At 41.8% G+C, this 19,096-nt stretch carries 23 protein-coding genes and 1 riboswitch; of the genes, 5 read left to right on the top strand and 18 right to left on the bottom strand.

What is annotated here, in order from left to right; all coding sequences use genetic code 11:
• Positions 1–1,096: 1,096 nt before the first annotated feature.
• Entirely contained in the window at positions 1,097–2,266 is a 1,170-nt protein-coding gene (locus tag R8O11_RS04895; protein ID WP_031778835.1) for a D-alanyl-D-alanine carboxypeptidase family protein, read from the top strand.
• Between the two features lie 211 nt (positions 2,267–2,477).
• Positions 2,478–2,885, top strand: coding sequence for an SPOR domain-containing protein (locus R8O11_RS04890; protein WP_005373701.1), 408 nt, complete (start codon positions 2,478–2,480; stop codon positions 2,883–2,885).
• Positions 2,886–2,935: 50 nt separating this feature from the next.
• On the opposite strand, the gene R8O11_RS04885 is transcribed toward R8O11_RS04890, so the two are convergent.
• From R8O11_RS04885 to R8O11_RS04865, 5 genes are all read right to left on the bottom strand, one after another.
• On the bottom strand, positions 2,936–3,409 hold the full coding sequence (locus R8O11_RS04885; protein WP_005373699.1) for a peroxiredoxin: 474 nt from the start codon (positions 3,407–3,409) through the stop codon (positions 2,936–2,938).
• Between the two features lie 126 nt (positions 3,410–3,535).
• Entirely contained in the window at positions 3,536–4,552 is a 1,017-nt protein-coding gene (locus R8O11_RS04880) for an adenosine deaminase (RefSeq protein ID WP_258460974.1), read from the bottom strand.
• An 89-nt stretch (positions 4,553–4,641) separates the two neighbouring features.
• Positions 4,642–4,741: riboswitch (purine riboswitch) on the bottom strand.
• Between the two features lie 238 nt (positions 4,742–4,979).
• The gene (locus R8O11_RS04875) at positions 4,980–5,120 is read right to left on the bottom strand and encodes a PA3496 family putative envelope integrity protein (RefSeq protein WP_017633782.1); all 141 of its coding nucleotides are present in this window, start codon (positions 5,118–5,120) and stop codon (positions 4,980–4,982) included.
• 50 nt (positions 5,121–5,170) lie between these two features.
• Entirely contained in the window at positions 5,171–5,380 is a 210-nt protein-coding gene (locus R8O11_RS04870; protein WP_005373692.1) for a hypothetical protein, read from the bottom strand.
• Positions 5,381–5,620: 240 nt separating this feature from the next.
• Complete coding sequence (locus tag R8O11_RS04865; RefSeq protein WP_005373691.1) at positions 5,621–5,830, bottom strand: cold-shock protein; 210 nt, start codon at positions 5,828–5,830, stop codon at positions 5,621–5,623.
• Positions 5,831–6,231: 401 nt separating this feature from the next.
• On the opposite strand from R8O11_RS04865, the gene R8O11_RS04860 reads away from it, so the two are divergent.
• Entirely contained in the window at positions 6,232–7,080 is an 849-nt protein-coding gene (locus R8O11_RS04860) for a pirin family protein (protein WP_042522691.1), read from the top strand.
• A gap of 142 nt (positions 7,081–7,222) precedes the next feature.
• Here R8O11_RS04860 and R8O11_RS04855 read toward each other — a convergent pair whose 3' ends face one another.
• The 10 genes from R8O11_RS04855 to R8O11_RS04810 all read right to left on the bottom strand — a co-directional run bounded on the left by R8O11_RS04855 (position 7,223) and on the right by R8O11_RS04810 (position 16,259).
• The gene (locus R8O11_RS04855) at positions 7,223–8,071 is read right to left on the bottom strand and encodes a patatin family protein (RefSeq protein WP_042522690.1); all 849 of its coding nucleotides are present in this window, start codon (positions 8,069–8,071) and stop codon (positions 7,223–7,225) included.
• A gap of 257 nt (positions 8,072–8,328) precedes the next feature.
• Positions 8,329–8,667, bottom strand: a complete 339-nt coding sequence (locus R8O11_RS04850) for a hypothetical protein (RefSeq protein WP_053304554.1) — start codon at positions 8,665–8,667, stop codon at positions 8,329–8,331.
• A gap of 691 nt (positions 8,668–9,358) precedes the next feature.
• Positions 9,359–9,790, bottom strand: coding sequence for a YccF domain-containing protein (locus R8O11_RS04845; protein ID WP_005373685.1), 432 nt, complete (start codon positions 9,788–9,790; stop codon positions 9,359–9,361).
• A gap of 218 nt (positions 9,791–10,008) precedes the next feature.
• Entirely contained in the window at positions 10,009–10,941 is a 933-nt protein-coding gene (locus R8O11_RS04840) for a Gfo/Idh/MocA family protein (RefSeq protein WP_053304552.1), read from the bottom strand.
• A 123-nt stretch (positions 10,942–11,064) separates the two neighbouring features.
• Positions 11,065–12,720: a phosphoethanolamine transferase gene (locus tag R8O11_RS04835; RefSeq protein ID WP_005373681.1), complete on the bottom strand. Its 1,656-nt coding sequence runs from the start codon at positions 12,718–12,720 to the stop codon at positions 11,065–11,067.
• Between the two features lie 21 nt (positions 12,721–12,741).
• Positions 12,742–13,098: a diacylglycerol kinase gene (locus tag R8O11_RS04830; RefSeq protein WP_017635149.1), complete on the bottom strand. Its 357-nt coding sequence runs from the start codon at positions 13,096–13,098 to the stop codon at positions 12,742–12,744.
• A gap of 127 nt (positions 13,099–13,225) precedes the next feature.
• Positions 13,226–13,618, bottom strand: a complete 393-nt coding sequence (locus R8O11_RS04825; protein WP_005373677.1) for a glycine zipper family protein — start codon at positions 13,616–13,618, stop codon at positions 13,226–13,228.
• Positions 13,619–13,737: 119 nt separating this feature from the next.
• Positions 13,738–15,036 (bottom strand): ATP-binding protein, encoded by a 1,299-nt coding sequence (locus R8O11_RS04820; protein WP_042522686.1) that lies wholly within the window; start codon positions 15,034–15,036, stop codon positions 13,738–13,740.
• The gene (locus tag R8O11_RS04815) at positions 15,036–15,749 is read right to left on the bottom strand and encodes a response regulator (RefSeq protein WP_005373673.1); all 714 of its coding nucleotides are present in this window, start codon (positions 15,747–15,749) and stop codon (positions 15,036–15,038) included. The genes R8O11_RS04820 and R8O11_RS04815 overlap by 1 nt, the downstream gene beginning before the upstream one ends.
• 213 nt (positions 15,750–15,962) lie before the next feature.
• The gene (locus R8O11_RS04810) at positions 15,963–16,259 is read right to left on the bottom strand and encodes an isoamylase early set domain-containing protein (RefSeq protein WP_005373671.1); all 297 of its coding nucleotides are present in this window, start codon (positions 16,257–16,259) and stop codon (positions 15,963–15,965) included.
• A gap of 278 nt (positions 16,260–16,537) precedes the next feature.
• On the opposite strand from R8O11_RS04810, the gene R8O11_RS04805 reads away from it, so the two are divergent.
• Together R8O11_RS04805 and R8O11_RS04800 are read left to right on the top strand one after the other, a co-directional pair.
• Entirely contained in the window at positions 16,538–16,918 is a 381-nt protein-coding gene (locus R8O11_RS04805; protein ID WP_005373669.1) for a hypothetical protein, read from the top strand.
• Positions 16,919–17,001: 83 nt separating this feature from the next.
• Positions 17,002–17,601 (top strand): thiol:disulfide interchange protein DsbA/DsbL, encoded by a 600-nt coding sequence (locus R8O11_RS04800; RefSeq protein ID WP_005373667.1) that lies wholly within the window; start codon positions 17,002–17,004, stop codon positions 17,599–17,601.
• Positions 17,602–17,671: 70 nt separating this feature from the next.
• On the opposite strand, the gene R8O11_RS04795 is transcribed toward R8O11_RS04800, so the two are convergent.
• The 3 genes from R8O11_RS04795 to R8O11_RS04785 form a co-directional block, all read right to left on the bottom strand.
• On the bottom strand, positions 17,672–17,917 hold the full coding sequence (locus R8O11_RS04795) for a hypothetical protein (RefSeq protein WP_005373664.1): 246 nt from the start codon (positions 17,915–17,917) through the stop codon (positions 17,672–17,674).
• A 152-nt stretch (positions 17,918–18,069) separates the two neighbouring features.
• On the bottom strand, positions 18,070–18,513 hold the full coding sequence (locus R8O11_RS04790; protein ID WP_042522685.1) for a DUF3429 domain-containing protein: 444 nt from the start codon (positions 18,511–18,513) through the stop codon (positions 18,070–18,072).
• A 10-nt stretch (positions 18,514–18,523) separates the two neighbouring features.
• Positions 18,524–19,069 carry a glutathione peroxidase gene (locus tag R8O11_RS04785; RefSeq protein WP_042522684.1) on the bottom strand — a complete coding sequence of 182 codons (546 nt, stop codon included), beginning with the start codon at positions 19,067–19,069 and terminating at the stop codon, positions 18,524–18,526.
• Positions 19,070–19,096: the final 27 nt, after the last annotated feature.

The following is a 19,096-nucleotide window of genomic DNA, read 5'->3' as shown; positions in this document are numbered from 1 at the left end:
GGTGCGCTATTTTTATTCTCATTTAGTCTCGAAATTCTAATTTATATCACCTATTGAAGAGCATTTAGTTCGTAGATGAATCTTTAATGTATTTATATGTTATGATGCAAAACAAAGCTCATATTTCCATGTTAAATATGGACTGGTTATACTTCTTTCTAATAATTAAACTATTTAAAAATTATAAACCGATTTTATATCCATTATAAATGAAATTAATGATAATTAATATTTGACATAACCACTAAATTTATGTGGAATATGCGGGTTGATTTGTTTTGAAGAAATAAAATTAATTTCTAGTACTTTTATTTAAGACAAGCTTAGCTTTTAGCGATGTTTAATTATTAATGCTTATATCATGAAAGAGGATATGTATGATGTCGTCGTTTGAGTCGTATTGGGTTGGGGTACGTCAAAGAATAGCTACACAAACCCAAGGTAACCGCAGTTTAAAGTCTCTAGTCATTAAAAAGCAGCGTGTGAACTTAAATAACAGTGGGTTATCCTTTCGCGCTAAGTCCGGATGCCTTATCCCTCACTGTTATACCAAGTTCTCTGATGAGATAAACCTAAAAACATCGAAAAAATCGTCTCTTAGTTTTAAGAAAGGAAAGCTGTATTTTTCTCCGATTTAATAATAAATGAAATTTACATAAATTATAATATTAGGTTTTTAAATTTATCGATAATTAATTACGATTTTATGATGCGTTTTCAATATGTTTTCTTGGTAAGTAATTAACTGGACTTATTGTTGGTTGTTTTTGTTGTTTCCTATTTAGATATGGATAAAAGCTCAACTACTTTTCCTATACCAACTTACTCCCTGAATTGACTTGCGCGCTTTTTCTCCCCTCTCAAAAAACATAGCGTTACGGAATTATTTTCGCTCCTGTTTCATTCTTCAAGACGAAAGCTCTACCTACCTCTCATTATTTTCGACAAACATTGAGTAAAAGTAACCAATCGTAACAAGGTGGCTGTAACTGAGCGCCGTTTCAATATACTCGTTTTTTAACTAGGTAATCCCGCGCTTTGAATTCATTCGGGTACCGTTTGTAAGCCTTAAATGCTACTAAGATAAGATGTCATGATGAGAAAAAGTACTATATTACACACAGTGTTAATTACAGGGTTCGCTGCTGTATCCTCGTTGGCTTATGCTGCGCCTTCAGTTGTGCCAAATGCGCCGGAACTCAGTTCTCGTGGTTATGTTTTGATGGACTTCCATACGGGGAAAGTACTGGTTGAACGTGATGCCCACAAACGTTTAAACCCCGCGAGTTTAACGAAGTTGATGACTGCTTATGTAGCTGGTCAAGAAATTAATACAGGCAATATTACGTTGAATGATGAGGTTGTCATCAGCCGAAATGCTTGGGCAAAAAATTTCCCAGATTCTTCAAAAATGTTTATTGAAGTCAATACTTCCGTTTCTTTGTCTGACTTATACCGTGGTCTGATTGTTCAATCTGGTAACGATGCCAGTGTTGCTATTGCTGAGTATGTTGCGGGAAGTGAATCAGGGTTTGTGAGTTTGATGAATAGTTGGGCCGCCAAGCTTGAATTGTCTAACACGGCATTCACCAACCCTCACGGCCTAGACAGTGACGGTTTATATTCGACACCTTATGATATTGCCAAGTTGGGCCAAGCGATTATTCGTGACTTACCTGATATCTATCCGCTGTATAGCGAAACCTCGTTTACTTACAATGGCATCACTCAATACAACCGTAATGGCTTGCTTCGTGATCGTAGTATGAATGTCGATGGCATGAAAACTGGATATACAAGCGGTGCGGGTTATAGTCTAGCGACTTCTGCAATACAAGGTGATATGCGTCTGATTGCTGTAGTGATGGGAGCGAAGAGCGAGAATGTTCGTGAATCAGAAAGCAAGCAGCTGTTAAGTTATGGCTTCCGCTTTTACGATACGGTAATGCCGACTGAGGCGGGTGCGGAACTTGCGAAAGCTCGAGTTTGGATGGGCGAAAAAGACGAGCTTACTGTTGGCGTAGCTAACGATGTTTATCTCACTTTGCCAAAAGGAGATGTAAAAAATCTGCAAGCGGAAGTTGAATACAACGGTGATTTAGTTGCGCCAATTTCTGAGCAACAAGTGGTTGGTAAAGTGCTTTACAAAGTCGAAGGTAAGGTCGTAAATGAAGCCGAGCTCGTTGCATTGGAGTCCGTGGAGGAAGGCAGTTTATTCAAGCGAATTTTAGACTGGTTTAAGCAATTGGTCGCTAGCTGGTTCTAAACAGTAGCGAACTTCTGTCTATATCACTCAATCTTGTTAATGTTCTATTAAATCAATTTACTAAGGCGGCCAACGTGGTCGCCTTACGTTTTTGGAATACTCGTTGCGTTAAAACGCAGGCCTTCTTGTAAGGGTGTGTTTTACCTGACCAAGAGCGTTTTGTGTTTTTGGGTGCGAGAGAAAAGAAACTAGAACAAGAATGGAGTGACACGTGCACAAGATTTTATCTTTGACATTGATTTTATCGCTCATGGGCTGCGCTATGCCTTACCAGCAGGAGGTCGATAGCGGCCAATGTGTTGGAGTCATGACCTCTCAGGATGCATATGGTTATTTAAACCCAAACCATTACACGATGCAGGTACTCGCGCTAAAGCAAGAAAAAGATGTGAAAGATTATATTCGCTATATCGATCCTAAGCATCCGGTTTGGGTTAACTGGAAAAACAGCCGAGGCACGCGTTGGTATACGGTAACTGTTGGTGATTTTAAAACGAAACAGGATGCCTACAATGCGCTTTCTTCATTACCAAGCCGTGTAAAGCAGTCATCCCCGTTTGTGCTGACTTTTGCGGAAATGCAGCGTAAGCAACAAACGAGTGTTGTGAGAATGCGTTAGCCAACAAAAAACGGAAGCGATGGCTTCCGTTTTTGTATTTAGGAGTAAGCTTAAAGCGCCGCTAAAATCGTTTCTGCTTTGCTTGCTTCAAACTCTTTTGGCTCTTCAACGTTAAGCTTAGTCACTGTGCCGTTTTCAATGATCATCGCGTAACGTTGTGAGCGAATACCACCAAAGCCGCCTGTATCCATTTCAAGACCTAATGCTTTAGTAAAGCTAGCGTCGCCATCACCCAACATCAGAATCTCAGAAGCGTTTTGAGCTTCGCCCCACGCTTGCATCACAAATGCATCGTTTACAGAAACGCACGCAATTAAATCAACACCTTTTGCCTTTAGCTCATCAGCTAATACCACATAGCCTGGTAGATGAGCTTCTGAACAGGTAGGGGTGAATGCGCCAGGTACAGCAAAGAGTACGACTTTCTTGTTCGCAAACAGTTCTGTAACGTCGTGGTTAACCATACCATCGGCAGTCAACTCACTTAGAGTTGCAACTGGTAGAGCTTGGCCTTGTTGAATCATGATTATATTCCTTTTTGTGTGCTAGTTTAGCTTTCTCAGTCTAGCGTTTATAAATGCGGTTAACCACAGAGTTTTTGTAGGGTTTTAATACCTACGCGTTTGACCTAAGGCGTGGCACTGATGCCTTTATTGCAACGCTTCGTGCTGGTTTACGTATTGGCTAACAAGGTGACGATATTTCGCCTTTAACTCGTTATCGATAAAGCTGGCATCAATCGCGTTCATTGTAAATTGGGCAAGTTCACTCTTACTCATTGGATGTGCGTTGTTGACGGCCAGAAAGTTATCCGTCATGTAGCCACCAAAGTACACAGGATCGTCTGAGTTAATCGTTACGGCGACACCTTTTCGTAGCAAATCCACAATATTGTGATCTTTCATATCGTCGAATACACATAGCTTAAGATTCGATAACGGACACACTGTCAGTGGCATTTGGCTTTCGATTAAGGATTCAACTAATGCTTCATCATCAACACAGCGAACACCGTGATCCACGCGGCTCACGTAAAGCATTTCAATTGCATCGCTAATATTTTGTGCGGGGCCTTCTTCACCTGCGTGAGCAACGGTAAGTAAGCCTTCTTCTACTGCTTGTTTAAATACGCGCTTGAATTTAGCTGGCGGATGACCTTGTTCTGAAGAATCTAGTCCAACACCAATGATCTTATCACGGTGTTTCAGAATAGCCTGTAGGGTATCTATGGCGCTCTCTTCTGAAAGGTGACGGAGAAAACACGCAATAATTTGCGAGGTAATGCCAAGTTTTTCGTGACCATCTTTTAGCGCGCGAGCGATTCCATTGATAACAGTGTCAAAGTCTATGCCGCGTTCTGTGTGTGTTTGAGGGTCAAAAAAGATTTCGGTATGAATAACGTTGTCTTCTTTACAGTGCAGTAAGTATTCCCAAGTGAGATCGTAAAAATCTTGCTCCGTACGCAGAACTCCCGCTCCTTGGTAATAGAGGTCGAGAAATGATTGTAAGTCTGTGAACTGATATGCGCTGCGTAGTTCACTCGGAGAAGAGTAAGGGATCTCGATGCCGTTTCGTTTTGCTAATTTGAATAAGAGTTCCGGCTCAAGTGAACCTTCGATATGTAAGTGCAGCTCTACTTTTGGAAGACCTTGAATAAATGCGTTCATATTCCACCTTATGTGTATTGTGGATGCAGTTACTCTAAGAATAGGTATAGATAGAAATAAATCGAACGCTATCACAAAGAGTAAGACCCACGATGATCTCAACTCTTCGTAATCAGCACTTTGCGGGAACTGGTAGAGACCCCCAAACCATATCATTGGGGTTATACGAAGCAAACGAGAGGGATTATACGCAAAAATATCGCTTTGGCTATACGCAAATAACCTAACTGTCATTAGTCACGGGTTTTCCTGTGAGCGAAACGACTATTTGCAAGTCCACTTGAGTATAGAGGAGCCAGTTGTTTTTGCGTGTGTGAGAGGCACGTGTAATTAGAAGAGTAGTCTAAAAGAGTGGAGATTCGTTTGAGCAAAGGTAGGTGGCGGTACCTTGCACAACGATAAAGGCAGAGAAAGCACTAGAGAGCATTTATAGATCGAATAACTTATCAAATTCTCTTTGTTCCATAATGTCTTCTATGCGGCGTCGAGTTTTCTGCTTTACCGCCGCCGCGTTTTGTTCAGACTCTTTTTTGTCTTTTTCTGACTGCTTCTTACTTTTTCTAGCCATTGGATACCTTCCAAATTAGTTGCATTATCCATTAATGCATGAAAACTGAATCAGTTAACAGTAAAACTTCCTAACTTTGAACCTGAATCACAGAGAATAGTTCCAGATTGCGTTTTCTCACAATATTCAAAATCGATCATGAAGCTATGAGAAAGAAGTTTCGGTAATACGTGCCTTCGTAAAATATCACCATTTAATTGATGTATTTTAGCGTTCCAAGAGGTTTGAGGTTGTTCTAAATTAAATTCAATTTCTAACATTTATTCTCCTGTTTTTTAGTGATTTTCTCTTTGTTAAGTAATTGATACCAATGCCTTTGACGGCCAGTTCTTTTTGAGGACATGATTTTTCCTATAAATAATAAATTAAGCAGTACTATTCAGTTTATTTTAGATAGCACAAAGCAATGCCTAAAATTAGGTTGAGTGATTGATGAAAGAATATTTTTGAAGGAGAGAGGTTTGGTGCAGCATGGGCATGCTACACCAAGAAAAGCAGTCTTATAGAGGAGTTACTTCAGTCGCTTGAGGACCTTTTTTACCTTGCTCTACATTGAAGCTTACTTTCTGACCTTCAGTCAGTGTTTTGAAACCGTCAGAAACGATAGCGTTAAAGTGTACGAATACATCTTGGCCGCCGTTGTCTTGAGATAGAAAGCCGAAGCCTTTAGTTTCGTTAAACCATTTTACTGAACCAGTTACTTTAGACATAAAAATACCTTTGAATTAAACATAAAAATTATGATTTGTTTTGTGGATCTTTTCTAAGCTATTGAATGTTCAATCAAGAGGAAGTTGTACGCAGGTGTCTGAATTGGGGATTCAAGATTTTACTGAGAGGAAACTTAAACTAAATGTTGCATTAACAGCTCTCTTCTAAGAGCCAAGGCACACTATACACCTTGTTTAGAAAATAGCTACATTTATTTTAGATAAATTAAATGTGCTCATTATTAACTCGATAAATTGTATTGTTCGAAAAAGTTGAATAAGTAGAACGAATAGTATGGCTCATAATTTTAGCTCATCAACCTAAAATAGAACCTTATCGATAGCCATAGATTGAACATGCGATTTGCAAGCGGTCACAAAGATAAACTAGGAGAACTAGTATGAGTACATTCAGAGACATTCGTCAGCTTATTCCTGCGCAACCTACTGCTGATGGTGATGGAGTGAAAATTCGCCGAGTAGCGGGTTTCAATCATGCTAGCTTTTCTCCATTTTTGATGATGGATGAACTCAAATCAGAAGACCGTGCTGACTATATCGGCGGTTTCCCTCCGCATCCGCACCGCGGTATCGAGACGCTTACTTATATGTTGAAAGGTCATTTCCAGCATCGTGATCATATGGATAATGTTGGCGAGCTTCGTTCCGGTGGTGCACAGTGGATGGCGGCAGGAAGAGGCGTCATCCATAGCGAAATGCCTATTATGAAGGAAGGCGAACTGCATGGTTTCCAAATTTGGATTAACCAGCCTGCGAAAAATAAGATGCAGCCAGCTCAATATCATGACTTTCAACCTGAAACGATCACTGAGTTTGATACTCCGAATACGGGGGTTGTACGTTTGATTGCGGGTCATATGACTATAAACAACGAACGAATTCAGGGGCCGCTAACAGAGACAGGTGTTGCTGCCACGGTAGCCGATTGGAGAGCGATGGGTGGTCAAGCTTTGAATTTGAACACGGATCAAGACAACAACATGATGCTCTATGTCTATAAAGGTCGTATTCAATTAAAAGGTCGTGAGATCAATCAAGGCGAAATGGCCATTTTATCGAAAGGTGAATGGGTTGAATTACAGGCCGAAAAAGAGAGTGGTGCACTGATCTTTATAGGTGAGCCAATTAATGAACCCGTGGTGCATTATGGCCCTTTTGTCATGAATAGCATGGAAGAGATAGAACAAGCCATCCAAGACTACAACTCTGGGTTGTTTGAAACTTACTAGTTTTGACAGCCTACTCGCTTTCTCAGTTAGCGAGCAAATTAAAACAGTTTTGAGCCTGAATATTGGGCTCGACCAGAAGCAAATACGATAATCCACTGCCATCGAATTTGCGTTAGCCACGTTTAATCCACGTGGCTTTTTTCTACTTCTGACTCCAGCGTATGATGGCTTCCTTTCCTGCTTCAATTCCTAACTCATAAGCATGACGCAGTGGTGCTGGCGATCGACTCAGCCGTTTCAACTTGAATGTTTCAGGAGGACACACTTGAATGATTTCGATACCAGGTGGTGGGTTGTTGATCAGCGCTAAGGTCTGATTGTAGCGAACTTCACGTGTCAACATAGGTTCAATTAATCCGGGCGTTTCTTTCAACATCCTCCTAGTTAGGGCGCTGAATTTTCCTCTTGGCTTTTGATAGCTTGCGGGCTGACTGCGTAAAACCATAATCTTTTTGGCTCCTCGCTTTATTGCTTCTGCAACAGGAAGTGCGTCTGAGACGCCACCATCAACGTATTGAATTCCGTTCAGTGATACGCCATTTCGGTAAAGTACAGGCAGTGCGCTGCTGGCTTTCATTGTTTCTGCCAAGTCGTCGACATCAGGAAGGTGGTACTCCGCTTGCCCATTGTCTTGACGCGTCACGCCTAAAAAGAAGGGTCGTGAATCGGCTTTGAGCGCAGATTTATCGATGCCAAGTTCTTCGAGGGTGACATTCCACATCCAGTCTAAGTTCATCATATCACCACCACGTAGAAGTTGAGATGGAGAGATAAATTCTTTTCTTAAGCTGTAATCGAGGTAGATTTTTAAGTTACGTCCGGGCATTTTAGCTAAGTAGGCAGCCAAGTTGCTAGCACCCGCAGACACTCCCCAAAAGCTATCAAATGGAGAGAACTCGCTAGCAAGAAAATGATCGAGTATGCCGCATGAAAATACGCCTCGCATGGCTCCACCTTCGACAATCAATGCTCGAGAGCCTACTTTTTCCATCACTTCGCTCCACTCTTTATCAATCGGATAATAGCGTGCAGCTTAACGCATAATGGTTTTATACCCAAGTGGGCCAAAGGTCTAGGTTGCGTTCCTTTGAATAAAAAGGGCATCAACGGATGCCCTTGTCACTTTTAGCCTATGGAATTGCGGGTAATTGAGTCGCTAATTTAGTGAAGGAGACCGAGCCAATTAGCCCCCTTACATAGAGCCATACCTGTAGTCCCATACTGATCGTTGTTGGAATAGTTTGATGATCACTTGTTAAATAGGCATACGAACACTATCCAGAGCGTTGTAAGCAAAAGTAATGGGGTGAATACTTTCTGGATAGAAGCGCCATCAGTTAAATTGTAAATTTTGATGGATTCATAATAGAACGCTCGTTTGAATTCTTTGAAGCTAATGTCGCTCTTCGCATGCGACTGTTCATAGTGCTGGTGCGCAGCGTCCGATAGCTGGTATTCCAAGTCTTGGAGCTCGTACTCCTTGTTAAAAAACGCATCCCAAGCCGAAAGGCGGGCTATCGTTTTAGGAGATGGATCCCCATTTAGTTTCTCTAGACGCTTAGCATAAGCTGCTTGATATTTATCCACGGTATATTCCTGTCTGAATAGACGTTGAGTTAGAACATATGTAAAAAGAAAAATAAGTAATAAAAGGTTTTTTACGTTCTATACCTGTGATAAATGCTAAAAAGTTCAATGCTCTAGCACTCCGATGTCGCAAATGATATTGATGGAATTGCTGTGCGACAAATAAAATAATTACTCTAGATAACAACGAATTTTTGTTGTTTTTTAAAAAAACTGATCATGAGATTGAGTGGGGAGTTTTACCGAGAAGAATTTCGCTACTGTAACTGTCTATATTTACTCAAAAAGAGAAAATCTTAGAAGCTTTCTTTGATTGATGTGAGATATTTTAGGTCGAAAAGCATTAATTTTGGCTATGCTTATAGTTCGTCTTTTTTGTTGTTGAACTCTACTTCGAGGGGGAAAGAACCCATATTTCGAGCATAGGATAGCTCGCTTTTTCGTTACGTCGTTCTTGGAGTTTGAATCAGTGACGACGCTATGAGTCTAGCATCTTGAACTCACTTGGGTGTATTGATTAATTATAAAAGTAAAGCAGTGCTGAGCTAGGATAAACTTCAACGTAAAGGTGACGGTATGAATATACAATCAGCCATTATTGAATATGCGATAGCGATTATAGGCTTACTTTTGACGGGCGTTACCCTCTGAGCATGACTGCCCAGAGGATAGAAAGCGCATTAGCTTTTTGCTAACGATTGATGTTGTATCGAGCCATTGCAGCTTCTTCTGACGATACAACCGTTTTACCAATTGGTGCGAGTGAAATAACCGCTAGCTTGAGGTGTTGGAGCGCAAACGGAATGCCGATTATGGTGACAAAGCATGCTGCGGCAGAAAGTACGTGACCGATAGCTAACCAAAGGCCTGCAAATACAAACCAAAGGACGTTACCAATAACGCCGAGCGGACTCGTGCCAATGTCCATTTCATTGGTCAATTCATCGCGTGAGATGGCCTCTTTACCGAATGGGAAAAAGGAAAAATTACCCATAACGATACACGCACGCCCCCAAGGTATTCCGATGATGCTAATAAAGGCCAAAATACCAAAAAACCACCATAGCAACCCCATAAATACGCCACCAAATACAAACCAAATGATGTTACCAAGTGTTCTCATTCTATTTCCTTTATTCTTGAATGTGATGATTCAGATACCTGAGAGCACCGTAAAACAAATCTAAACCGTCTGTTTTGTCGATGTGTGCTTTTGTGCCCTCATTCACCTGATTGATAGAATAATCGCAGTAGTCTTAACAGAGAATGAATGCCTTCCTTAAGGCAAGTCTTTTTAGTATAGAGCGTAATACTCAATCAAGCATATAGCCAAGAATCGCATTATCTAGAGACAACTTTCTCGAGATATTGACAAATTTGCTCTGCCAATCGATGGCTGGCAATGTTGCGTGTTACTACTTCATCAGCAATATTTCCAGACTCAACGACGCCAAACCAATCGAGCAACATCGAGTGGAAACCTTTACTCGTCAGCATTGGCGTCCAGTCTTTCAAATTGATTTTTTGCTCTTGGTTAGCTTGCCATAGTTTGCCTTCAACGAAGGAGTCGAACTCAACTGCCTTGTTTGCATAACAAGCTTGAACGCGCTCTGTAGTGATACCGAAGTGGCGATTCATCGAGGCGTGGAGCAAAGTATCTCCATGTTGCCACTGAATATCTAAACGCGCCAACTGACCACCTTCAAGTTGATGAGTTACATAAGCATCTTTTAGATCTGCTTTGGCTGTGACGTTAACGCTGTCTAATGGGTGAATAAAATCATCAAATATAAAGGTACGAACATCCCCCGGTAGTTGGTGACGGTTCTTTTCCCAGCGTAGCGACTTTAAGTCAGATATGTTGCCTTGCTGCACTTGTGGCATATGTTGGTTATAAAGTGGAATGTGACGACGGTTAAAGCCCACATAGAGTGGCTGTCTCTCTTTTTCGGCAATATCGTACAGCTTTTCGACGTCATCAGCACTGTTCGCTAATGGTTTGTCGACAAAGGTTGGGATTCCATGTTGCAGAAAAAATGCCGCTATTTGAAGGTGTACGCTTGTTGCCGCATGAATCATGACGGCATCGACGCCAAAGTGCAGAAGTTGTTGGTAGTCCTGGCAGATCTCTGAGATTCGATACTGCTTAGCCAGGCTCTCAAGTGTGTTTGGGTTGCGGGTACAAAATACAAGTTCGATATTTGGAAGCTGAGTGATAACAGGAAGGTATGCTTTCTGAGCGATATCCCCTAGACCAATAATACCAATTTTCATCCTAGTCCTTATCTCGATGTATGGATCGCGGACTGTCAGTATAACGCTTGGCGCGGCGATGAGTTTAAATACCTTGTTAGAAAAAGCCTGATTCACACTTTGAGCCAGGCTTTATTGAATGGTTTAGGAAACGGCTCGGCAGGCTTTGAATATATCTAACTTGCTATCGTAGGCTTGAGTTTGTACATCCATAATGCCTAATAAAGAGTGGAACACGTTATCATGTGAGTATTGGCCTGCATTCTGTGCTTGTTTATACAAACAGTCGGTATTGATCTGCTTCGCTTGTTTAAAGCCCGAAGACAGCCACATAATCAAAGGAACACGTTTTTGGAAATCTGGTGCAAGGCCATAAGGCATACCATGTAAGAACAATCCGTTTTCGCCTAGTGACTCACCGTGATCCGATATGTAAATTAGCGCGGTATTATACTCAGACTCTAACGCTTTAAGTTTTTTGATGGTTTCTGCCAATACAAGATCGGTGTAGCGTATTGTATTGTCATATGTGTTCACTATTTGTTCGATGCTACAGTTTTCGATGTCTGCACGTGGACAGTCTGGTTTAAAGAAGGCGTTGTCTCTTGGGTAACGCTGAAAGTAGGTCGGACCGTGGCTTCCTATAAGGTGCATGGCGACCACTCGGTTACCGTGCATATCCGCGACTTCCTGATCAAAATGATCTAATAGCGCCATGTCGTAACAAGTTTGGCCATTACACATAGGGTTTACTTGCTTTCGATCCACTTCAATTTTCTTGATCTTGTGGGCTACTTCTTTATCCCCACCGTCATTTTCTTTCCAAATGAGGTCAACCCCAGCGCGCAGCATTATATCGAGAGCATTGTCCTGGTTATCCGCTTTGGTGCGTTCAAACTCGTTTCGCGTGAGCTGTGAAAACATACAAGGCACAGATACAGCAGTCGCGGTGCCACAAGACGCGACGTCTTGAAATGAGATAACATCCAGTTTACTAGTATAAGGGTTTGTCTCTCGTGTATAGCCATTGAGTTGGTAGTTCTGCGTTCGAGCGGTTTCTCCTACGACAAAAACCAGTAGTGTTGGTTTGCGCTGTGCTTGCTGTACGGCGCTATCTGACTGCTTTGCATCTGTGCCGATTTCTCGATATGGCTCTGGCGTGGTGAAATATTTCTCCTTCACATACCCGGTCGCGCTGTAAACGAACTGGGTGGGTATGATGATTTTTTTTAGGTGGCTATTGTTGCGCCCTACAGATGCGTAGTCTTGATAGTACACGCTGGCAATGACGGCGATGACAGCTAGCGACGACAGCATCGATACTAATTTGGTAACAGAGAAGTACAGTAATTGGTGACGTTGAGATTGCAGCTTGACCTTAAAGATAATTATCGCTGGGATAACTCCCATAATCAGCGTCCAAATTACAGAGTGAGCACTCAGGTAAGAACTCGCCTCGCTCGAATCGGTTTCAACAATATTGGCAATCATTCCAGAATCGAAAAGTGTGCCATAGTTATAGCTTGCGTAGCTCACCATACTTGAAACAATGATTAAAATTATAAAGAACGGCTTGCCGATCCAAGGCCAACTAAATAAATTAAAAAGGAAATTGAGCGCGGCAAGAAAGAAAATTGGTATTGTGATAATAAATCCAATCTTGACATTATCTAAGTGTGTAAAGATGCCGATCAGTTCTTTATAAATAGGGATGTTTACGACGAGAGCGAAATACAGCGCCAACAGGAAAGTAAAGGTAACGTAAGAGATACCTCTCTGTTGTAAATCATGTGTCTTCATAATGAGTGTCTTGAATAAAAATTAGAGCAAGAACGAAGCCCAAATAAAAAGGGCAAGAGTTAACGCAACAAATACTGCTGCTGAACCAATATCTTTGGCTCTACCACTGAGCTCGTGCCAGTCATCGCTAACACGGTCGACAACCGCTTCTACGGCGGAATTAATGAGTTCGACGATCAATACCAAGAACAGGCTACTGATCATCAGCACTCTTTCGTATGTGGTGACAGGAAGGAAAAAAGCACAGACGGAAAGCACCAAGGCGAGAATCAATTCTTGTCTAAAAGCGGCTTCGTGTGTCCATGCGGCTTTCAATCCTTGAAATGAATAGCCGGTCGCATCCATGACACGGCGTATACCTGTTTTACCTGGCTTCAAAATATGACCTTACTATTTAAGCATTGGGATGGAACACATATCCCAGAGAGGTAACGAGATTAATCGTTACAGCGTGAAACATTTGTGAATAGAATCCATCGCGCGATAATTTAAGAAAAGTGCTTATTTAATCAAGATCGTAGACGGTATAGCCTTTGTTCTGGAGACATTTACGCAATACGAGAGATTGGGTTTTGGTTGAATCATTTGTTCCACTCAAAGCACCAGCTCCAGCTCCTACAGCACCGCCGGCAGCAGCACCGACAGCCGCTCCACCTAATCCGTCTTCTAGCGCACCAGCAGCTGCGCCGATCAATGCGCCTGTAACTGCCCCATTAGTGGCTTCAGATTTCGCTGCCTCTGATTTGTCGACATTTTCTGCATAGCCTTGGCAGTAAAGAAAGTCTTGTTCATATGTACTAGGGTCAACATTGGTCATGTCGACGACAGGTTTTTGGTTGTAGGCGCAAGCTGTAAGCGTAGAAGTAAGCGCCATAATCAGGATAAAAGATTTATACATGAGTACTATCCATTTAGTGTGTGAATCTTATGGATTAAATGTACACTGTTTTATTGTTGGGCTCTGTCGCTTGAGTGTATTGAAGTGTCGTCTTCTGTAAACGGGGTAGGAAGGTTAAGTTAACTGTCTGATTTTTTGAGGCTAAGTGTGAAGCAAGCTCCTCCAAGTGGGCTATGGCAAATCGAAACTTCTCCACGTTGAAGCTCCATTATCTGTCTGACAATCGCCAAACCGAGCCCAAACCCGCTCGTCTTTTTGTTGCGAGATTCATCCGCGCTGTAAAATGGTTCGAATAGATGAGGCCAATGCTTTTCTTCAATACCTATGCCATCATCATGAACATTGATGAAGCAGCGGTGCTGATCGTGTTTTATCTCCACTAAAATCTGCTTATCTGCGTACCGCATTGCATTGCGCAGCAAGTTATCTAAGGCTCGCTTTAACAATTTTGGGTCAGCAAACGCGAGAACGTTTTCTGAGTTTACTTCTTGAAGCGAGATAGCGAGCGTAGTCTCTTTTTGCCATCTCTGTCGTAATTCTTTGACTAAGTTGAATAGGACGACTTCTTCTTGAGTTTGTAATGCTGTGTCAGGACGCTCCATCTTTGCGTAGTAAAGCAATTCTTCAACCATTTCTTCCATCTCGTCAATGTCTTCGACGATACTGTAAACATACTTTTTCTGTTGTTCAGTTAAGGTTGAATCCGATAACAAATCTGCTTGCCATTGTAAGCGGAAGATTGGGGTACGCAATTCATGTGCAACGGCGTTAGTTAGCATTTTATTGCTAGTGATCAAGCGAGATACTTTATCGGCCATCGTGTTAAAGCTTTTGTTTAACGTCCCAACAGACTTAGCGCTTGAGGTACTAGCTCGAGCCTTGAAGTTACCTGAGGCAAACTCAACGGTCACTCTCTCTAGCTCTCGAATCCGACGGCTTAAGAACCAGATCAACAATATGCAATACAGAGCAAATCCAGCTAAAAAGAACAACCAAACGATATTGTCATCAAAGTTGGCAGCTTTAACCACAGGGCTATTCGGATTATCGCTCATTTTAAAGATAGGCGTGCTCGCATCTAGGCGGAACCAGATATCCCTTTCTTCATCGTAAGCGACGTTAACGGAGGTATCATTTTCAAACGCCTTTTTGATGTCTGTTGGAAGCTCTTCAAGCGTATGAGGCACCAACAAACGATGGCTTGATGTGGCAAATTGTTCCAACTGTTGTTGAGTATATTCTAATCCGTGTTCTTTATAGATAGGGTAGATCAGATCGTGAAAAGCTTGACCCTCATGCTCTTGTAACAGGTAGTCATAATCTGTGTTGATCTCATAAACTAAGAACTCGTATCCCCACAAGCTAGCCATAAACAGAATGATAAGGCCAACAAAGCTTTCCAGATAAATCCGTCTCATTATTCATTCCATGCATCAGGCATAAATAGGTAGCCTTTGCCGCGAACGGTAATGATTTTTTGTGGTGAGCAAGAAGCATCGCCTAGCTTCTTTCTCAGTGTCACTATGCGATTATCAATGGTGCGGTCTGTTCCATCGTATTCAATACCACGCAGTGTTTTGGTCAGCCACTCGCGTGATAGTGTTTTTTCAGCATGCGTTGCAAGAACCCACAACAAATCGAACTCGCCGTCTGTCAGCGCAATTTCTTCTTGGTTCATTACGCACGATTTACGCAATCGGTTTAAACACAGAACACCAATTTGTAGGCCGTTTTCGGACTCGGTAGGCGCCGCCTCTTTTCTTCTTAATAGCATGCGAATACGAGCCAGCAATACGCGAGGTTTGATGGGTTTAGTAACAAAGTCATCTGCGCCTATTTCTAATGCGGCGACATGATCGAAGTCATCATCACTTGCTGTTAGCATCAACACTTTGCCTTTGTAGCATTCTCGGATTTGACGACATACACTCAGACCATCTTGTCCGGGTAGCATCAAATCTAACAGCACCACGTCTGGTTGTGTGTCAATAATCGCATTAGGTGCGTCCGTCCCATTGTCGATACATTTGACCTGAAAACCTTGTTCAACAAAATACTCTCCCAACATAGTTTGTAATTTGGGATCGTCTTCCACAATGATTAGAGATGGTTTGATTTGTTGTGCGTTCATTTAAGTGATGTATACAATATTTAATATCAATGGAACTTAAACAAATTTACGAATTATTTCAAATAAAGCTTTCTCAGAATAAGGTTATCGGATGAGTTAATTGGATAAAATTGCCAATTAATAATTTAAATCTAATCACCTATCACATTTAGAGAGATGCAAAAAGGCGCAACGTTTGCGCCTAGGTATGGAATCTTAAAGCGAAATTACCGCTTATTCGGTGGTACACACGACGCTGTTGTCGCTGCCAAATGCATTTGGAACGTAAGCATCAGCTTGTGGGTCATTTTCCCACTTCGCGTCATCGAGCAAGTAACGGAACTGAACATTCTGCGCTTTAGGTAAGCGGGTTTTAAATTTAAACTGACGACTTTTCTTCACTAATTTCATCGGTTCTGGCTGCCAGTTGTTGAAGTCTCCAGCAATTTGGACAGAGTCCCACTGATCTTTATCTAGCTCGAACGTGACTTCGACTTCATCTTTTGTCTTAAAGAATCTTTTTTTAAGCATTGATCTTTCCTTGTTCGTACAAAAACCGTTCTAACTATTACTCGTGTTTCATAATGATTTCAAGTTTTATCGAATTGTTGCTGGTATCTGATGAGGGGAGTATCCGAACGGTGAATAGCTCGTTGTGCTGGTTTCGTGTACTGAGGGAGCGTTAGAGAGAAAATTCACTAGCCTAAAATGGTCAAAGAACAGAGTTTGTTAGCGAGCCGAGAGTCCGTATCTTGAAGTCAAATCGTTATCATGTATTATCTTAAATCACCATTTTCCTTGATGTAGCTATGTTGAAGTTTAACCGTACATTGTTGACTGCGATAGTTTGCTTAGTTGCTATGCTTTTGAGTAGTGTCGCTCCTGTGGCGCAGGCTTCCGCTCCGATGAAAACAATTGAAGTACGCGATCTTATTGTTCAACAGGCTGCTCTGCACAAACAACTTGGCGTCAATGACGACTGCGTAGAATCACATCACGATGAGTCAGCCATCAATAAGGCACAACAATCTCACACGAGTTGTAGCTCTTCCTGCATGGTCAAAATTCCCGCCAACTTATCTCAAAACGACTTACTGCTTCTTCCTTATAGCCTTGCCTTGATTGATAGGCCTCTAGTCGAAAAAGTAGTGACAGTGATCACCAAACTTTATCGTCCTCCGATTGTTTAATTCCTCATCTCAAATTACTTGGGGTTTCCCCCTTTTTACCAAATGAAATGATTTGGCATTTGAATGCCATAAGGAAATAAACAATGAAAAAACTACTTGCCTTATGTAGTGCACTTTTACTGACTTTTACCGCTCATGCAGCGCAATTTGAAGAAGGGAAGCACTACAAAGTTCTGGATGTTAAGAAAGCATCGAAACCTGTTGTGACGGAATTCTTTTCTTTTTATTGCCCACATTGCTACAAGTTTGAGTCGCTTATTGAGCGTTTAAAACCTGCTCTGCCAAAAGAGGCAAAGTTTGAAAAGGTACATGTGGGGTTCATGGGCGGAGATATGGCGATTCCGATGGCCAAGTCCTACGCGACGATGGTGTCGCTAGGAGTTGAAGATACAATGATTCCTGCTATGTTTGCCCAAATTCATCAAAAGCGACAAGCGCCAAAAGACGAAGCTGAGCTGAAACAGCTGTTCGTTGATAATGGCGTCGAAGGTAAGAAGTTTGATGCGGCGTACAATAGTTTCGCCGTAAACTCAATGCAGAAAGGTTTTGATAAGCAATTCTCTGCCAGCACGTTGAGAGGGGTTCCGGGTGTGGTTGTGAACAATAAATACATTGTTTTGGCCAACGAAATTCGTACTTACGACGAGTACAATCAATTAGTTAACTACTTATTGACGCTGTAACTGTAAATAGCATTGAAGCTTAAAAATGGCGACGGTAGAGTCGCCATTTTTTATGCTTATCACTTTCGTATTATCTAAGAACGCTTGTACATGCTTGAGTCGGAACACTAGTCATAAATATGGCATGCGGATAAAACAAGCTAGCAGCAGTGATTGCAACATTACATGGCTGAGCAATCGTGGTTTTAATCACATTGGTAAGCACGGCTCCTGTATTATTTACTGTTTGAGCGGCGGCTTGTTGTGCTTGGTAAGACACGCAACCTGTCGTTGCATTGATCATCGCAGTGCTAAACAAAAGTTTGCGAAAAAACATATTCATATCCTTTGTGAATGCTTTGAATTACTTATATGTGGATTGGTTCATAAATGAAACAAAACAGTGTTCAAAATATGTGTGCATTCACGAAATGAACATTGTTTTATAAAAAGACGTTTTTTTGTGATCTTAGTACTGGACAGACCAGGTTATGAAACTAAAGCCAATCCGTGCATTACGATTACGCCGAAGGTCAGTTTGCTCCTCATTCCTTGATATCCCTTGGGCTCGGCGTCTTGTTCGACTTTCCTCACGAGCTTTTCTGCATACCAAACAGCAAGGTACCCAATTGCTAAGAGTAGGGTTGCGACTGCGTAATGTTTGTGGCCCTGCAGTAATGCGCCCCAAGCCAGTAAGACAAAAAGGTTGCTGAGAATTAATATATTTCGGCTAAGGCGATGGTAGTAATGCTCAATGCCATTACCCCAAAGGATGCCGGATAAAAAACTTAATATAACGGCGCTATATGCGATGAAAAATTGCTGACCACTTAAATTGAAGAATGAGATGTCAGTGAAAATCAGCCCTAAACTAAACACAAATGGAACCAGGCCTAAGTAACCGAGTTGTAGCATGGTTGAGCGTGTTGTCATGGTCGTCACCTTATAATTGTTGCTCTATCATATTGGTAAGCGTAGTACTTGTCGGTGATGTGGAGCTTGGAAAAGTAGCAATAACTTTACCTTCAGAGCTAATTAGAAACTTGTAGAAGTTCCATTTTGGTTTTATGCCTGCTTGGTTAGTAATCTGGTTGAAGACTGGGTTCGCATCTACACCTAATACTGAAGAGCGAGCCATCATTGGAAAGGTGACCCCGTAATCGAGATAACAGACTTTCGCTGTGTTTGTTTCGCTTCCTCTATCTTGTCGAAAGTCATTGCTCGGGAAACCGATAACGGTGAAGTTTTGGTCTTTGTAAGTTTGATAGATGGTTTCTAACTGTTCAAACTGAGGAGTGAAGCCGCACTGGCTTGCTGTATTGACGATTAGTAGTGTCTTTCCCTTAAAGCTTTCGCATAGATCGACTTCTTCCGTTGAGTTTAACAACCTTTGCTTACCTTGAAGAATATCAGGGCACTCAGATGCAAGAGCAAGCGAATTCATGGAGAGAAAGCTAACGAGAGCGGCGAAGTTCAGTAATCCTTTCATGGTGTTGTTCCCCTTGTTTTCAATAAG

It is taken from the genome of Vibrio sp. 1288 (assembly GCF_033344475.1).
Note: the sequence above shows the minus strand (reverse complement) of the source record. Positions and strands in the feature narration are given on the sequence as shown.

Excerpts from the sequence above, each read along its gene's own strand:
- R8O11_RS04895 (WP_031778835.1), top strand. The coding sequence starts at position 1,097 with ATGAGAAAAAGTACTATATTACACACAGTGTTAATTACAGGGTTCGCT.
- R8O11_RS04885 (WP_005373699.1), bottom strand. The coding sequence starts at position 3,409 with ATGATTCAACAAGGCCAAGCTCTACCAGTTGCAACTCTAAGTGAGTTG.
- R8O11_RS04880 (WP_258460974.1), bottom strand. The coding sequence starts at position 4,552 with ATGAACGCATTTATTCAAGGTCTTCCAAAAGTAGAGCTGCACTTACAT.
- R8O11_RS04875 (WP_017633782.1), bottom strand. The coding sequence starts at position 5,120 with ATGGCTAGAAAAAGTAAGAAGCAGTCAGAAAAAGACAAAAAAGAGTCT.
- R8O11_RS04870 (WP_005373692.1), bottom strand. The coding sequence starts at position 5,380 with ATGTTAGAAATTGAATTTAATTTAGAACAACCTCAAACCTCTTGGAAC.
- R8O11_RS04865 (WP_005373691.1), bottom strand. The coding sequence starts at position 5,830 with ATGTCTAAAGTAACTGGTTCAGTAAAATGGTTTAACGAAACTAAAGGC.
- R8O11_RS04860 (WP_042522691.1), top strand. The coding sequence starts at position 6,232 with ATGAGTACATTCAGAGACATTCGTCAGCTTATTCCTGCGCAACCTACT.
- R8O11_RS04855 (WP_042522690.1), bottom strand. The coding sequence starts at position 8,071 with ATGGAAAAAGTAGGCTCTCGAGCATTGATTGTCGAAGGTGGAGCCATG.
- R8O11_RS04845 (WP_005373685.1), bottom strand. The coding sequence starts at position 9,790 with ATGAGAACACTTGGTAACATCATTTGGTTTGTATTTGGTGGCGTATTT.
- R8O11_RS04840 (WP_053304552.1), bottom strand. The coding sequence starts at position 10,941 with ATGAAAATTGGTATTATTGGTCTAGGGGATATCGCTCAGAAAGCATAC.
- R8O11_RS04835 (WP_005373681.1), bottom strand. The coding sequence starts at position 12,720 with ATGAAGACACATGATTTACAACAGAGAGGTATCTCTTACGTTACCTTT.
- R8O11_RS04825 (WP_005373677.1), bottom strand. The coding sequence starts at position 13,618 with ATGTATAAATCTTTTATCCTGATTATGGCGCTTACTTCTACGCTTACA.
- R8O11_RS04820 (WP_042522686.1), bottom strand. The coding sequence starts at position 15,036 with ATGAGACGGATTTATCTGGAAAGCTTTGTTGGCCTTATCATTCTGTTT.
- R8O11_RS04815 (WP_005373673.1), bottom strand. The coding sequence starts at position 15,749 with ATGAACGCACAACAAATCAAACCATCTCTAATCATTGTGGAAGACGAT.
- R8O11_RS04810 (WP_005373671.1), bottom strand. The coding sequence starts at position 16,259 with ATGCTTAAAAAAAGATTCTTTAAGACAAAAGATGAAGTCGAAGTCACG.
- R8O11_RS04805 (WP_005373669.1), top strand. The coding sequence starts at position 16,538 with ATGTTGAAGTTTAACCGTACATTGTTGACTGCGATAGTTTGCTTAGTT.
- R8O11_RS04800 (WP_005373667.1), top strand. The coding sequence starts at position 17,002 with ATGAAAAAACTACTTGCCTTATGTAGTGCACTTTTACTGACTTTTACC.
- R8O11_RS04795 (WP_005373664.1), bottom strand. The coding sequence starts at position 17,917 with ATGTTTTTTCGCAAACTTTTGTTTAGCACTGCGATGATCAATGCAACG.
- R8O11_RS04790 (WP_042522685.1), bottom strand. The coding sequence starts at position 18,513 with ATGACAACACGCTCAACCATGCTACAACTCGGTTACTTAGGCCTGGTT.
- R8O11_RS04785 (WP_042522684.1), bottom strand. The coding sequence starts at position 19,069 with ATGAAAGGATTACTGAACTTCGCCGCTCTCGTTAGCTTTCTCTCCATG.